The 13925-nt window shown below is 65.2% G+C and carries 11 protein-coding genes; 5 read left to right on the top strand and 6 right to left on the bottom strand.

The genetic code is table 11. The features are described from left to right. Window positions 1-174: 174 nt before the first annotated feature. Both IFU00_01665 and IFU00_01660 read left to right on the top strand, forming a co-directional pair. Window positions 175-630, top strand: coding sequence for a cache domain-containing protein (locus tag IFU00_01665; GenBank protein ID MBD8540985.1), 456 nt, complete (start codon window positions 175-177; stop codon window positions 628-630). Window positions 631-709: 79 nt separating this feature from the next. Next, entirely contained in the window at window positions 710-2425 is a 1716-nt protein-coding gene (locus tag IFU00_01660; GenBank protein MBD8540984.1) for an MCP four helix bundle domain-containing protein, read from the top strand. Here the strand turns inward: IFU00_01660 and IFU00_01655 are convergent. Continuing rightward, a complete protein-coding gene (locus tag IFU00_01655; GenBank protein MBD8540983.1) occupies window positions 2422-3006 on the bottom strand; it encodes a DNA-3-methyladenine glycosylase in 585 nt (194 codons plus the stop codon). The genes IFU00_01660 and IFU00_01655 overlap by 4 nt on opposite strands. Window positions 3007-3166: 160 nt before the next feature. Here IFU00_01655 and IFU00_01650 point away from each other — a divergent pair, with 160 nt between their 5' ends. The 3 genes from IFU00_01650 (at window position 3167) to IFU00_01640 (ending at window position 5585) form a co-directional block, all read left to right on the top strand. Continuing rightward, the gene (locus IFU00_01650) at window positions 3167-4024 is read left to right on the top strand and encodes an HDOD domain-containing protein (protein MBD8540982.1); all 858 of its coding nucleotides are present in this window, start codon (window positions 3167-3169) and stop codon (window positions 4022-4024) included. 65 nt (window positions 4025-4089) lie between these two features. Further along, on the top strand, window positions 4090-5271 hold the full coding sequence (locus IFU00_01645) for a tetratricopeptide repeat protein (GenBank protein ID MBD8540981.1): 1182 nt from the start codon (window positions 4090-4092) through the stop codon (window positions 5269-5271). A 29-nt stretch (window positions 5272-5300) separates the two neighbouring features. Then, on the top strand, window positions 5301-5585 hold the full coding sequence (locus IFU00_01640) for a CopG family transcriptional regulator (GenBank protein ID MBD8540980.1): 285 nt from the start codon (window positions 5301-5303) through the stop codon (window positions 5583-5585). Window positions 5586-5630: 45 nt separating this feature from the next. Here the strand turns inward: IFU00_01640 and IFU00_01635 are convergent, their stop codons facing one another. The 5 genes from IFU00_01635 to IFU00_01615 all read right to left on the bottom strand — a co-directional run bounded on the left by IFU00_01635 (window position 5631) and on the right by IFU00_01615 (window position 13635). Then, entirely contained in the window at window positions 5631-6140 is a 510-nt protein-coding gene (locus tag IFU00_01635; protein MBD8540979.1) for a DNA-deoxyinosine glycosylase, read from the bottom strand. An 86-nt stretch (window positions 6141-6226) separates the two neighbouring features. Continuing rightward, window positions 6227-7498: an alpha-amylase gene (locus IFU00_01630; protein MBD8540978.1), complete on the bottom strand. Its 1272-nt coding sequence runs from the start codon at window positions 7496-7498 to the stop codon at window positions 6227-6229. 255 nt (window positions 7499-7753) lie between these two features. Next, window positions 7754-9247, bottom strand: a complete 1494-nt coding sequence (locus IFU00_01625; GenBank protein ID MBD8540977.1) for an efflux transporter outer membrane subunit — start codon at window positions 9245-9247, stop codon at window positions 7754-7756. Then, window positions 9247-12429 carry an efflux RND transporter permease subunit gene (locus tag IFU00_01620; GenBank protein MBD8540976.1) on the bottom strand — a complete coding sequence of 1061 codons (3183 nt, stop codon included), beginning with the start codon at window positions 12427-12429 and terminating at the stop codon, window positions 9247-9249. The genes IFU00_01625 and IFU00_01620 overlap by 1 nt, the downstream gene beginning before the upstream one ends. A gap of 6 nt (window positions 12430-12435) precedes the next feature. Continuing rightward, entirely contained in the window at window positions 12436-13635 is a 1200-nt protein-coding gene (locus tag IFU00_01615; GenBank protein ID MBD8540975.1) for an efflux RND transporter periplasmic adaptor subunit, read from the bottom strand. Window positions 13636-13925 lie beyond the last annotated feature (290 nt).

Raw genomic sequence — 13925 nt, 5'->3', positions numbered from 1 at the left:
CCGCGTGAATAGGACAATCACAGGCTGCTGTAGGAAAAAGTGCGGCATCGGCGCAACGGCGGCAGGACGATTTCCACGGCCTTGTGCGCGCGCAATCCGGCAAGGGCACGCGCCGCTAGAGTAGTGAATGCACTTAAGCAATATTTCTGATGCATTCAACGCGAAAGGACCGCCATGAAACTGATCGCCACCGCCGCCGCCCTGTGCCTGGGGCTGGCATCGACCGCCGCCCTGGCCAATGAACCGACCGAGAAGGACGCCATCGCCATGGCCGAGCGCGGCGCCGCCCTGATCAAGGCCAAGGGCAAGGATGAAATGATGAAGCGCATCAATGCCAAGGACCCGGATTTTGTCCAGGGCCAGCTGTACATCGACCTGCGCGACGTCAAGACCGGCATCGTGCTGGCCCACCCGTATAACCCGTCGATCGTCGGCAAGGACCTGACCGACGTGCCCGATGCAAACGGCAAGAAGTACCGGCGCGAAATCATCGAGCTGGCCGCCGCCAAGGGCAAGGGCTGGGTCGACTACCAGTACAAGAATCCCACCACCGGCAAGATCGAACCCAAGACGACCTACATCCTGCTGGTCGACGGCGTGGTACTCGAAGCGGGCATCTACAAGAAATAAGCCTGCGCTGCCGTCGCGCATCCCCTGCTGTCGCTGCCGTCGCCTGCCCGCGATGGCAGCTTTTTTTGTGGAGTGACCCATGCTGAACAAACTGCGGATCGGCCAGAAACTGCTGCTGGCCCCGGGCCTCGTGCTCGTGCTGCTGACCATGCTGTCGGGCGCCGCCTACTACGGCATGGTGCGCCAGAACGCCTCGCTGGAACACATGGTGCAGGTGCGCGCCGCGCGCCTGCAGGCGGTGGCCGATGTCGCCGGCGAGGCGCGCTTTGCCCACGCCAACGCCTACCAGTTGCTGGCCTGGACCAACGGCAGCTTCGCCCAGAACCGCTTGAGCGCGCTGACGGCCGACATCGGCCGCCGGCACGCCGCCATCGGCGACAAACTGGGCAAGTTCGCGCATGCCGCCGAGCGCGAAGAACGCGCGCCGGTCGAGGCGTCGCAGGCGGCGCTGACGCGCTATCGCAAGGCGATCGGCGAGACGATCGAGATGGCAGCGGTGGACCAGTCAATCGCCACCAATGCGATGCAGAAGGCCGAGCAGCAGTTCGGCGCGCTCGACACCGCGCTGACGCAGCTTGCGCACATCGAAAAGACCATGAACCAGGAAGCCTACGCCGCCGCCCGGGCCGAATTTCGCACGCTGGGCTGGACCATGGCCGGCCTGGTGCTGCTGTCGATCGCGCTGTCGCTGGCGGTGACGATGCTGGTGCGGCGCGCGATGCTGGCCGGGATCCATTCGATCGCGCACACGGTCGGCGAACTGGCCGAGGGCCGGCTCGACGCGCCGCCGGTGGACGCGCAGGGCCGCGACGAAATCGCCGACACGGGCCGCGCGCTGGATCACACGATCGCGCGCCTGAATGCCGCGCTGCGCAGTGTGATGACGGCGGTGCGCTCGATCGACACGGCATCGCAGGAAATCGCCACCGGCAATATGGACCTGTCGAGCCGCACCGAGATGCAGGCCAGCTCGCTCGAGCAGACGGCCAGCACGATGGAGACCTTGACCACGGCGGTCAAGGACAACGCCACCAATGCGCGCCAGGCGTCCGAGCTCGCGGCCGAAGCGGCGCAACTGGCCGCGCGCGGCGGCCAGGCGGTGCAAGGCGCCGTGACGACGATGGAATCGATCCAGGCCAGCTCGCGCAAGATCGTCGAGATCATCGGCGTCATCGACGGCATCTCGTTCCAGACCAATATCCTGGCCCTGAATGCGGCGGTGGAAGCAGCGCGCGCCGGCGAACAGGGGCGCGGCTTTGCCGTGGTGGCGTCCGAAGTGCGCACGCTGGCGCAGCGCTCTGCGGCAGCGGCCAAGGAAATCAAGGGCCTGATCGCGGACTCGGTCAGCATCATCGAACGGGGCAACGCGTCGGTCAGCGAAGCCGGCGCCAGCATGGGCGACATCGTCTCGTCGGTACGCCAGGTGAACGACATCATCGGGCGCATCAGCATCGCCAGCACCGAGCAGGCCGACGGTATCGCCGACGTCAATCGCGCGGTCGGGCAGATGGACAGCATGACGCAGCAGAATGCGGCGCTGGTCGAACAGGCCGCAGCGGCGGCCGAGAGCCTGCACGAGCAGACCGTCAATCTGGCCAGGGCCGTGGCGATCTTCCGCATCGCGCCGGGCGACGGCGACGTCGAAGAAGCAGAGGAGATGGAAGACGCACACGACGACGCGCTTGCGGTGGGCTTCCAGGGCGTGGCCGACCGCCGCAGCCGCACCAGCACGATGCGCGCAAAGCCCGTGCCGGCCCTGCCGCCGGCGACAGCGCGCCGGCGTGGATCGGCTTAGTTGCGCGCTTCGCCGCGGATTGGCCGGCTCAGGAAGCGCGAGCCGGCCAGCCCGAAGCGCCACGGCACGTCGACCGCCTTCGAGATGCCGATGCGGATGCCTTCCACGACGACCAGGCCCGGCTCTGCCGGCAGCAAGGCAAACGACGCCCCCGCCAGCGCCATCCCATCGTGCGCACGCGTGACGCCCAGCGCCTGGCACAACTTGCCCGGCCCCGAACACAGCGCGCGCTCATCGAGCGCATCGCGCCGGGCGCGCATGACGTCCAGCCCCGCCACCGGCTCCAGCGCGCGGATCAGGACCCCGGCGCCATGCCCCGCCTCGCGGCACACGAAGTTCAGGCACCAGTGGATGCCGTACGAGCGGTAGACGTAGGCATGCGCGGGCGGCCCGAACATCGAGGCATTGCGCTCGGTCTCGCCGGCAAACGCGTGCGAGGCCGCATCGTCGCGGTCATAGGCTTCGGTCTCGACGATGCGCCCGCCCACCCCGTCGAGCAGCACCGTCACCCCGATCAGCTGGCGCGCCACGGTGGCCGCGTCGGCTGAAAAATCAATCCCTGCAATTGTCGAAATAACCATGCCGGGATTCTAGCGCGCACGCCAGTGCCCTGGCGCTATGGTGGAATTGCCACATTAACCAGTTGATTTACACATTGCCATGCTGCAATATTTTATCGGCTCGGGTATAGTGACACGTTCCCCGCAACGTCCGAGATGCCCTCTCGCGCCCCGCCATTTCATGAATACCGTCGTCGAGTCCGCCCCCCAAACCGACCAGGTCGATGCCCTGATCAAGTCGATCCGCATTCCGCCGCGGCCGAGCCTGCTCGCCGATCTGCAGCGCGAACTGGGCGCCGACGATCCATCGCCCGACGCCATCGGCAGGATCGTGGCGAGCGACGTCGGCATGTCCGGCGCCCTGCTCAAGCTGGCCAATTCGGCCGTCTACGGCGGCCGGCGCAAGGCCAAGTCGATCGAGCAGGCCATCCTGTTCCTGGGCATTAACCAGGTTGCGGCCCTGATGACCGGGCTGCTGGCGCGCCAGGCGATTCCTGTCAACAGCGCCGCGCTGGCCAACTTCTGGGACCTCTCGACCCGCCGTGCGCACGCGATGGTGTTCCTGACGCGCCGCCTGCGCATGGGCGAGCCCGACGTGGCGCATACGTTCGGCCTGTTCTGCGACACCGGCGTGCCGCTCCTGATGGACCGCTTCAAGGATTACGAAGCCACCTATGGCGCGGCGTCGATGGAAGCCCATCGGCCGTTCACCGACCTCGAGAATGAACGCCACTCCACCAGCCACGCCGCCATGGGCTGCCTGCTGGCCCGCAACTGGGGACTGTCCGACCACGTCGCCTGGGCCATCCTGCACCATCACGACTTTGCCGTGATCGACGATGCCGCCACCGCGGGGCCGGTGCGCTCGCTGATCGCCCTGTCGCTGCTGGCCGAGAACGCGATCTGCCGCTACCAGGGCCACGCCGAGTCGAACGAATGGAACAAGGGCGGCGTCGCGGCCTGCGCGTATCTGGGCCTGTCGGACGAAGAAACCGCCGAGATCATGGACGAACTCCTGGAAGCGTTTCACGAAGACTGAGTTTTGACTTCGCCCGCAAGGGAGCGGATACTGCCTTGTCAGTACGCTTGTTTGCAGGAGGCGCCATGCGCTGGGTCTTGTTCAATTGGTTGTTTTTGTCCATGCTGCTGGCCGGCTGCGCCAGCCTCGCTCCTCCCCCTGCCCCGCCAGCGGCCCTGTTTGCCGATGCGCGCTTTGGGCCACCCTCCGAGCCCATCGGCGCGCACGACCTGTTCGCGCTCAGCCCCGCGATGCGTACTTACCTGAACAGCAGCGCATTCACGTCGCGCCTGCGCACCAAGGGCATGCAGCACGGTCTGGTCGATGCGCTCTACAGCAAGTCCGACCTCAAGCTCGAGTACGAATCCACCATCACGCGCACCGCCAGCCAGACCTACGCCGCGCGCACGGGCAACTGCCTGTCGCTGGTCATCATGACGGCAGCCTTCGCGAAAGAGCTGGGCATGCCGGTCCGGTTCCAGAGCGTGGACGTCGACAATGCCTGGAGCCGCACTGCGGGCCTGTACCTGTCCAGTTCCCACATCAACGTCAGCTTGGGCGAACGCCCGGCCGACGCGCCGCGCGGCTACCACCCGCAGCGCGTGCTGGTCGTCGATTTCATCCCGCGCGACGAGGCCGCGCGCCTGCGCACGCGCGAGCTCGAAGAAGACGACATCGTCGCCCTGTTCCTGAACAACCGCGCCGCCGAAGCTCTGGTGCAGGGCCGGCGCGACGACGCCTACTGGTGGGCACGCGCGGCGGTCCTGGCGCGGCCCGGCATGGCGAGCACGCTCAACACGCTGGGCGTGATCTACCAGCGGCATGGCGAACCGGCACTGGCCGAGCGCGCGTTCCAGGCGGCGCTGGTGCGCGAGCCAGAGAACCTGGCGGTGCTGCACAACCTGCAACCGGTGCTGGCGGCGCTGGGCCGGCCGCTGGAAGCAGCGGCGCTGGCCGCGCGCATCGCGGCAGTCGACCCGACGCCGCCGTACCACTATTTTGATCTGGGCACCGCCGCACTCAAGGCCGGCCGGTATGACGATGCGGTAACCCACTTCGCGCGCGAGGTGCGGCGTGCGCCGTACAACGACGAGTTCCGGTTCTGGCTGGGCGTCGCCCATCTGCAGCTTGGGCACGTGCGCGATGCGCGGGAACAGATCGCACTGGCGGTCGATCACAGCACGCGGCAGGACATGCGCGAGGTGTATGCGGCGAAGCTGGCGTATCTGCGGAAGATGGCGGCGGGGACCGGGACGCATATTCGGTAAGACAGCGCGCACAAACGAGGCACAATCCCATGTCAACGATCTCACTGAAACTTCCCGATGAACTCAAGCAGCGCGCAATCGGTGCTGCCCACGTGCTTGGCATCAGCCCGCATGCGTTCATGGTCGAGGCAATCCGGCAAGCCGTCCATGCGGTTGAGAAACGTGCAGCCTTCGTTGCGCAAGCTCGTGACGCCAGAGCAGAGATGTTGGCGCAGGGCCAAGGCTACGCGCCCGACGACGTGCGCGCATATCTGCATAGCCGCCTGACAGATCGGTCGGTGGTCAGACCTGCCAAGACACCCTGGCGCAAATAGGCTGCGCGAGTCGCATGCCCTGCGACCTGGAACGACTCAGCGCCGTCATTCCGCCAGCAAGCGCTGCCAGGCCAGCAGCTTTTGCGCAAACGGCATCGCCGCATACGCCGGCGAAGTCGATGGCAGCAGCACCGTCCGATAGCCGGCGTCGGCAAATTGCGGTGCAAATTTGCCCGCCGTCTTGCCGTTGAAGCCGACGGTTTCAAGCAGCGGACAACGCTCACGCAGCCGCGCGAAGTCGTTCGCAGCCGGCGCACGGATGGCTGAATCGAGACTGCCTTCGCGCTCGCACGCACCCAGCACATCCCACAAACCGATGCCGTGCGCCAGCAGGCGCGGCAGGCGCTCGTCGTAGGGCAAGCCGGCCAGGTCTTCGCCCGTCAGGTGCGACAGGATCGGCCACAGCAGATTGCGCGGGTGCGCATAATACTGCCCGGCCGCCAGCGACGCGCCGCCCGGAAAACTGCCCAGCACGAGAATACGGGTAGTGGCGTCGATGACGGGCGCGAGGCCGGTGAGCGATGGAACAGGAACACAAGCAGATGCGATGGACATGGCGCCATTGTAGCGGTGCGCAGCCCGTATCAGGCTGACGACCGGCCGCCGTCGCCGGCAGCCGGTACGTCACACACAGCGGGTCCTTACTTCATCCACACCGCGTAATTGCTGCCCGACGTCTGCAGCACCCAGCCCGTGCCAGCCGGGCTCCAGGCGTTCGGCCCGATCTTCATCGCGAGCTGGCGCGTATTACCCGTGACAACTGCCGCATACAGTCCCTGCGCCGCCTGCTGGATCGCGACCGGCGACGTCGACGTCACCCCGGCCGCCCGGCGTGCGGCCATCAGCGCAGCAATCGGGGTTTTCAGGCCCCAGTTGTAGATGTGCGGGTAGTACACGGTCGGAATGCCCGGGTGGCTCAGCACATAGGCGTAGCCCTGCATCACCGAGCCGCACGGCACCGCCCAGTGGTTCTGGCCGTTGCCGCAGCTTTCCGATGGACCGGTGTCGTGGTTGTCGACAAAGGTCACTGCCATCGCCGGCCACCAGCCGATCGCGCCCTGCGGCTTGCCGGCGGCATCCTTCAGGCGCCAGTAATTGCCGTTGGCCAGCGCGTCATTGAGCAGGCCCTTGGTGGTGAAGTCGAACGCGCCGCAGCTGTTGCTGGTGCCGTTAATCCAGTTCATGATTTCCTGGCGGTGCGCATCGACGTTGTTGAGGTTCAGGTCGTTCCACAGCTCGCCGACGCAGAACTCGGCGTTGAAGGCATTCGCATACTGCCCGACGTAGCTGGGGCTGAAGCCGCGCACATAGTCCACCCGCATGCCGGTGAAGCCCACGGGTTTGAGCGTGTAGTTCAGCCACGTGGTGATGCCGTTCTGGACTTCGCCGACGTTGCGGTGGTCCAGGTCGCGCCCACCGTTGAAGCCGAGCGCCGTATCGGCGCTGCCCAGGCCGCAGTTGCACTCGTCGTTGTTGACGATCGAATACGTGGTCCAGTTGGGATTGGTGAAGTCCGACCAGCCGGTGGTGCCGACGCGGTGGTTGACGACGACGTCGGCCACCGCCTTGATGCCACTGTTCGTGAAGGCGCGCACGACGTTGGTGAGTTCGGCCGAGCTGCCGTAGGCGGAATTCAGGTTGTTCAGCTGGCGCGGCAGATAGCCCTGCGAGGCAGCCGAGTCGGATGGCGGCGGAAACCAGACATGGGAAAAGCCCATGGTCTTCAGCTCCCCCACATTGCCCTGCAGGGTGTTGTACCAGTTCGGGCTCCTGGCGCTCGACGAGTTCCAGTGGAAGCCCTGCAGCAGCACCGCAGAACTGTTGCCCGCCTGGGCAGGCGGGGTGGCGGCCAGGGCCGGGTTACTCAATGCCACAACGCTGGTGGCAAGCATGGCGATGATGCTTTTCTTCATTTTGTCTCCTCCGGTGTAATTGATGTGTTTCAGTCCTTCAGGACGTCGACGGACGTACTGTTGGTCGCGTAGATAAACTACGTAACTAGTTGCCGCGGTCTCTGAGCGGACACTTTCGGCCCACAGATTCTGTTCTTGTCGTCTAACCGAGTCAATTGAATCAGAATATTTTTGTAGTTTTGCTACACCGACGAAAAAAAGCGGCGGTGCGTTCACACGCACCGCCGCAAAGGGCAAACAACTTTTATACGGGAATCAACGTTGCGCCACCGCCGTATTCACCGGCTGCGTCGCATCCCAACCTCCGCCAAGTGCGCGAATCAGCGCCACCGTCGTCAACGCGCGCTCACCGCGCAACTGCACCGCCGTGCGTTCCACCACGGCCAGGTTGCGCTGGGCGTCGAGCAGTTCGAGATAGCTCGAGCGGCCCGCGTCGTACAGCTTCTGCGCCAGGTCGGTCGAGCGGCGCGCCGAGACCACGGCCGCGTCGATTTCACCGGCCTGCCCTGCCAGGATGCGCAGGCCAGCCAGGTTGTCCTCGACCTCGGCAAACGCCACCAGTACGCTCTGGCGATAGGTGCCCACCGATTCTTCGAGCACCGCTTCGCTGCGCACGATGTTGTTGCGATTGCGGCCACCGTCGATGATCGGCATCGAGGCAAGGGCCCCGAGCACCCACGAACGGCTGCTCCACTTGAACACTTCCGAGAACACGCCGCCCACGCCGCCGCCATCGGCATTGATGGTCAGGGCCGGGAACATCGCCGCGCGCGCCACGCCGATGCGGGCGTTCGACGCCTCCATCGCACGCTGGGCAGCGACGATGTCGGGCCGGCGCTCGAGCAGCGACGATGGCAGGCCGGCAGGAATTGCCGGCATCAGGCTCGCATCGAGCAACGGGCTCGGACCGGCCACATAGTTGGCTGCCGGCTTGCCCAGCAGGACCGCCAGTGCATGCTCTGTCGTGGCGCGCTGGCGCTGCACGCCGATGGCTTCGGCGCGCGCCGTGGACAGCTCGGTGCGGGCGCGCGACAGGTCGAATTCGCCGATGTCGCCCAGGTCGAAACGGCGTTGCGTGACCTTGATGCTTTCTTCACGCAGGCGCACCGTGTCGGCCAGCGTCACCAGTTCGGCATCGAGCGCGCGCAGCCTGAAATAGGTCTGCGCGACGTCGGCCTGCAACGCCAGCAGCACCGAGCGGAAGTTAGCTTCTGAAGTCGCCGCATCGCCCCGCGCTGCCGACACGCCGGCTGCCACGCGGCCGAACAGGTCGACTTCGTAGCTGGCCGACAGGCGCGCGCTGTAGCTGGTGTACGCGTCGGTCCCCACACCTTGCGGCAGGTTCGATTCGCGTGGCGACAGGCGCGCACGCTGGGCGCCGATTCCCACGCCGACTTGCGGGATACGATCCGCTTCGGCGATGCCGGCAATCGCGCGCGCCTGCTTGACGCGGCTGGCTGCGACCGACAGGTTGGCGTTGTTGGCGGCGGCTTCCTCGATCAGCGCGGTCAGCGCCGGGTCGTTGAAGGCCAGCCACCACTGGCCGCGCGGCTGCTGCTCGGCCGGCTGCGCCGGCTTCCAGCGCGCGCCGTCAATCCCTGCCACTTCGGCCGCCGGCACTGGTGCCTGCGACTCGCGGAAGGCGTCCGGCGTGACCATGTGCGGCTGCACGAAGTCGGGCGTGGCGCAGGCCGTCAGCAGCAACGCCGCCAGCAGGAGCGCGACACCCTTTGCAATCATCGTATTCATCAGTGCACTCCTTCTGCGCTGTGCGCCACCGCAGGCGCGGTGTGCACGGGTTTTTCAAAACGCTTGGCCAGTGAGCGCAACAACACATAGAACAGCGGCGTGAGGAACAGACCGAAGAAGGTCACGCCCAGCATGCCCCAGAACACGGCGACACCGATGGCGTGGCGCATTTCGGAACCCGCGCCGCTCGAGAACACCAGCGGCACCACGCCGGCGATGAACGCGATCGACGTCATTAGGATCGGCCGCAGACGCAGGCGGCTCGCTTCCAGCGCAGCTTCGACGACGCTGCGACCATGGTCTTCCAGTTCGCGGGCAAATTCGACGATCAGGATCGCGTTCTTCGACGCCAGGCCGACCAGCACGAACAGCGCGATCTGCGTGAACACATTGTTGTCGCCGCCGGTGAGCTTAACGCCGATGAGCGCGCACAGGATCGACATCGGCACGATCAGGATCACCGACAGCGGCAGCGTCCAGCTTTCGTACTGGGCCGCCAGCACCAGGAACACCAGCAGCACGCACAGCGGGAACACATAGATCATCGTGTTACCCGACAGGACGTCCTGGTAGGTCAGCTCGGTCCATTCGTACGACACACCCTTCGGCAGCACTTCTTTTGCGATGCGTTCCATCGCCGCCTGTGCCTGGCCGGACGACACACCGGGCGCTGCGCCGCCATTCATCTCGGCCGAGACATAGCCGTTGTAGCGCGTGACGCGGTCCGGACCATACGTGTCCTTCACGCGCATCATCGACGACAGCGGAATCATTTCGCCCGTATTGCTGCGCACCTTGAACTGCTCGATCTGCTCGCGCTGCGAACGGAACGGCGCATCAGCCTGCACCCGTACCTGGTAGGTGCGACCAAACTGGTTGAAGTCGTTCACGTACAGCGAGCCAAGGTTGACCTGCAAGGTCTGGTTGATGCTCGCCAGCGGCACGCCCAGCTGCTTGGCCTTCACCCGATCGATGTCCGCGTACAGCTGCGGCACGTTGATCTGGAAGCCCGAGAACACGCCGGCCAGTTCTGGCGTCTGCGCGGCTTTGGCCGTCAGTGCCTGCACTGCCTTGTTCAGCTCTTCGTAGCCCACGTTGCCGCGGTCTTCGATCATCATCTTGAAGCCGCCCGTCGTGCCCAGGCCATTGACCGGCGGCGGCGACAGCACCATCACGAATGCATCTTCGACAGCGCCCATGCGCTTGTTGATCTCGGCGGCGATGGCTTCGGCGCTTTTCGCCTTGTCCTTGCGCTGATCGAACGACTTCAGGCCGACGAACACGATGCCGGCGTTCGGCGCATTGGTAAAGCCGTTGATCGACAGGCCCGGGAAGGCGATCGACGATTCGACGCCGGGAATCTCCTGGGCGATCTTCGACATCTGGCGGATCACGGCGTCGGTGCGGTCGAGCGATGCAGCGTCCGGCAGTTGTGCGAAGCCGATGAGGTAGGCCTTGTCCTGCGGTGGCACGAAGCCCGGCGGCACTGCCTTGAACATGAACACCGCAGCCACGGCCAGCGCCAGGTAGACAGCAACCGAAGCGCTCTTGCGACGCAGGACACCCTTCACACCGTGCTCATAGCGCACCGACGAGCGGCCAAAGAAGCGGTTGAACGCGCCGAAGAAGCGACCCAGCACGGCGTCGATCATGCGCGTCAGGCGGTCTTTCGGTGCATTGTGCGGTTTCAGCAAGGCAGCCGACAGGGCCGGTGCCAGCGTCAGCGAGGCAAACGCCGAGATCACGGTCGAAATCGCGATCGTCAGTGCGAACTGGCGATAGAACTGGCCGGTCAGGCCCGACACGAACGCGATCGGCACGAACACGGCGCACAGCACCAGCGCGATGGCGATGATCGGCCCGCTGACTTCCTTCATGGCCTGGATGGTTGCGTCGCGCGGATTCAAGCCATCGGCGATATTGCGCTCGACGTTTTCCACCACCACGATCGCATCGTCGACCACGATACCGATGGCCAGCACGAGGCCGAACAGCGACAGCGTATTGATCGAGAAGCCAAAGGCCAGCATCACGGCAAAGGTACCGACCACCGACACCGGCACGGCCAGCAGCGGAATGATCGAGGCGCGCCAGGTCTGCAGGAAGATGATCACCACCAGCGCGACCAGCACGACCGCTTCGAACAGCGTCACGATGACCGAGTTGATCGACTCGCGCACGAACTGGGTCGGGTCATACACGATCGAATACTTCACGCCTTCCGGGAATTCCTGCGACAGCGCTTCCATCGTGGTGCGCACATCGGCGGACAGCTGCAGGTCGTTCGCGCCTGGGGCAGCGAAGATCGGGATCGCGACGGCCGACTTGTTGTTCAGCAGCGAGCGCAGTGCATACGAGCTCGAACCGAGTTCCATGCGCGCGACATCCTTGAGCAGCGTGGTGCCGCCTTCGGCATTGGTCTTCAGGACGATGTCGCCGAATTCGTCAGTGCTTTGCAGGCGCCCTTGCGTGTTCACGGTCAGCTGGAAGTCAGCGTCCTTGGCCGGCCCCTGGCCAATCACGCCGGCCGCGACCTGCACGTTCTGTTCGCGGATCGCATCGATGACGTCGCCGGCAGTCAGGCCACGCGCGGCGACCTTCTGCGGATCGAGCCAGATACGCATCGCGTAGTCGCCCGAGCCGAACAGCTGGACTTCGCCCATGCCCTTGATCCGGGCCAGCTGATCCTTCACGTTCAGCACCGCGTAGTTGCGCAGATACAGATCGTCGTAGCGGCCGTCCGGGGAATTCAGGTGGACCACCATCGTCAGGTTCGGCGACGACTTCACGGTCGTCACGCCGATCTGGCGCACTTCCTCAGGCAGCCGTGGCAGCGCGCGCTGGACCCGGTTCTGCACCGCAGTCTCGGCCTGCTCGACATCGGTGCCGATTTTAAACGTGACGGTCAGCGCCAGCGCGCCGTCGGACGTGTTTTGCGACGACATGTACAGCATGTCTTCGACGCCGTTGATCTGCTCTTCCAGCGGCGTGGCCACCGTTTCGGCGATGACCTTCGGGTTCGCGCCCGGATACTGGGCGCGTACCACCACCGATGGCGGCGTGACTTCGGGGTACTCGGAAATCGGCAGCATGAAGATCGAGATCAGGCCGGCGACAAAGATGATCACCGACAGCACGACCGCGAAGATCGGTTTGTCGACAAAGAATTTAGGAAAGTTCATGGTGACTTATGCTCCCGTTGCAGCCGCTGGGGTGGCCGCTGCCGCTGCCGGTGCTGCGGTGGCCACCATCGGCACAACCTGCGCTGCGATCGGGGCGCCCGGGCGCACGCGCTGCAGACCGTTCACGACGATCTTTTCGCCTGGTTTCAGGCCTTCGCGCACGATGCGTAAACCGTCATCCAGCGGGCCCAGTTTGACGCTGCGGTATTCGGCCTTGCCGTCCTTGTCGACGACGTAGACGAACTTGCGGTCCTGGTCGGTGTTGATGGCGCGGTCGACGATCAGGATCTGCGGGGTCGGCGCACCGCCGGCGATCTGCACGCGGGCAAAGAGGCCCGGCGCCAGCGCGCGGTCGGCGTTGGCCAGCGTGGCGCGCATGCGCACGCTGCCGCTGCGGCTGTCGAGCTGGTTGTCGACGAATTCGAGCTTGCCGCTGTGCGGGAAGCCTTCTTCGCCGGCCAGGCCCACCTTCACCTCCACCGGCTGGCCGGCGTTGGTGCGGCGCGACACGCGCAGGTAGGTGGATTCATCGCCATCGAAGCTGGCGTAGATGCGTTCGAGCGAGACCACCGAGGTCAGGACTGCGGTGGCGTCCACCAGGTTGCCCAGGGTGATCTCGGCCTTCGAGACGCGTCCATCGATCGGCGACGTGACGCGGGTGTAGGCCAGGTTCAGGCGCGCCGTTTCGTGCTCGGCCTGGGCGGCGCGCACGCTCGCATCCAGTTCTTTCTGGCCAGCGGCGCGTTCGTCGAACTCGCGCTGGGCGATGGCCTTGTCGGCCAACAGAAGTTCGGCGCGCTGCAGTTCAAGGCGGGCCAGGCCGGCGCGTGCCTGCGCGGCAGCGGCGACGGCCTTCGTGCGGTCCGCTTCGGCCTGGTAAGGCCGTGGGTCGATCACGAACAGGACCTCGCCCTTTTTCACTTCGGCGCCCGGCTTGAAGTTCACCGCAGTGATGTAGCCCGACACGCGGGGGCGGATTGCAACGACTTCGATCGCTTCCAGGCGACCGGAGAATTCCTGCGTTTCGGTCACGGCGCGCTGGATGACGACCGCGCTCGTGACTGGCGGCGCACTCGGTGCTGCCGCTGCCGGTGCGTCGTCGCTGGTGGCGTCCGCGCAGCCGGTGATACCGGCGCCCGCGAGACCTGCGATTGACAGCGCGGCGATGATGACGCGCAGTTTGCCCATCCCTGATTGGTTATTCATGATTAACCCTTTTATTAGAAACGATGAAGTACGACGATGAAAAAAAAGACAATAGAACCCCGTCCCGCGTTGCTGGCATGTCGGCCAGACGAAACGCAGGCAAAACGAATCCCCTTCCGCGCCAAGGCGTGGAAAAAATTCTGTTATCTGATGTAGAGCCGGTGGCTTAGTCCGGCGGGTGGTTGTGCGTTATCTGCGAGGCAGATGCTGCGATTGGGCACTGTGATTCATTCGCACTCTCTTATTGTGATGAACTCTTACTTACCCGAAAACCCGTATTGATCCGTAGG

It is taken from the genome of Oxalobacteraceae sp. CFBP 8761 (assembly GCA_014841595.1).
In the GTDB taxonomy this organism is placed as follows: domain Bacteria; phylum Pseudomonadota; class Gammaproteobacteria; order Burkholderiales; family Burkholderiaceae_D; genus Telluria.
Note: the sequence above shows the minus strand (reverse complement) of the source record. Positions and strands in the feature narration are given on the sequence as shown.

Bases quoted from the DNA above. Each gene is read 5' to 3' on its own strand.
- IFU00_01665 (MBD8540985.1), top strand. From the start codon at position 175: ATGAAACTGATCGCCACCGCCGCCGCCCTGTGCCTGGGGCTGGCATCG.
- IFU00_01660 (MBD8540984.1), top strand. From the start codon at position 710: ATGCTGAACAAACTGCGGATCGGCCAGAAACTGCTGCTGGCCCCGGGC.
- IFU00_01655 (MBD8540983.1), bottom strand. From the start codon at position 3,006: ATGGTTATTTCGACAATTGCAGGGATTGATTTTTCAGCCGACGCGGCC.
- IFU00_01650 (MBD8540982.1), top strand. From the start codon at position 3,167: ATGAATACCGTCGTCGAGTCCGCCCCCCAAACCGACCAGGTCGATGCC.
- IFU00_01645 (MBD8540981.1), top strand. From the start codon at position 4,090: ATGCGCTGGGTCTTGTTCAATTGGTTGTTTTTGTCCATGCTGCTGGCC.
- IFU00_01640 (MBD8540980.1), top strand. From the start codon at position 5,301: ATGTCAACGATCTCACTGAAACTTCCCGATGAACTCAAGCAGCGCGCA.
- IFU00_01635 (MBD8540979.1), bottom strand. From the start codon at position 6,140: ATGTCCATCGCATCTGCTTGTGTTCCTGTTCCATCGCTCACCGGCCTC.
- IFU00_01630 (MBD8540978.1), bottom strand. From the start codon at position 7,498: ATGAAGAAAAGCATCATCGCCATGCTTGCCACCAGCGTTGTGGCATTG.
- IFU00_01625 (MBD8540977.1), bottom strand. From the start codon at position 9,247: ATGAATACGATGATTGCAAAGGGTGTCGCGCTCCTGCTGGCGGCGTTG.
- IFU00_01620 (MBD8540976.1), bottom strand. From the start codon at position 12,429: ATGAACTTTCCTAAATTCTTTGTCGACAAACCGATCTTCGCGGTCGTG.
- IFU00_01615 (MBD8540975.1), bottom strand. From the start codon at position 13,635: ATGAATAACCAATCAGGGATGGGCAAACTGCGCGTCATCATCGCCGCG.